The sequence below is a fragment of the Bradyrhizobium sp. 23 genome, assembly GCF_023073295.1.
Taxonomy (GTDB): Bacteria; Pseudomonadota; Alphaproteobacteria; order Rhizobiales; family Xanthobacteraceae; genus Bradyrhizobium; species Bradyrhizobium canariense_D.
In genome coordinates this window covers 118610-119159 of the sequence record NZ_JADPJF010000151.1, presented here as the reverse complement: position 1 = coordinate 119159, position 550 = coordinate 118610, and the positions used below count along the sequence as shown (strand labels likewise).

Below are 550 nucleotides of genomic sequence, written 5' to 3'. Positions count from 1 at the left end.
GAGCCGCGTTTCCAGAACGGCGAATGCGGCATCTTCATCGGCTCCTCGGCGACGCGCGCCGACATCAAGGCGAATTCGAAGTTCGAGATTGGCTACGGCATGATGCCGTATTGGCCCGACGTGAAGGGTGCGCCGCAGAATTCGATCATCGGTGGCGCCACGCTGTGGGTGCTGCGCGACCGTCCGCGCGAGGAATACAAAGGCGTGGCACGATTCTTCGCCTATCTGTCGCAGCCTGGCGTGCAGGCCGCCTGGCACCAGAACACCGGCTATCTGCCTGTCACCCGCGCCGCCTTCGAGCTGACGCGCGCGCAAGGTTTTTACGAGCGCAATCCGGGCTCGGCGATGTCGTTCGAAGAGATCACGCTGCATCCGCCGACGGAGAATTCAAAGGGCATCCGGCTCGGCTCCTTCGTGCTGATCCGCGGCGCGATCGAGGACGAGCTGGAGCAGGCCTTTGCCGGCCGCAAGAGCGCGCAAGCCGCGCTCGATGCTGCGGTCGAACGCGGCAACAAGATCCTGCGCCAGTTCGAGCGCGCCAGCCCGGATA

1 protein-coding gene is annotated in these 550 nt (G+C 64.7%); it reads left to right on the top strand.

What is annotated here, in order from left to right; genetic code table 11:
* The coding region (locus IVB32_RS37670; protein ID WP_247413049.1) for an extracellular solute-binding protein at positions 1–550 on the top strand (550 nt) is incomplete at both ends.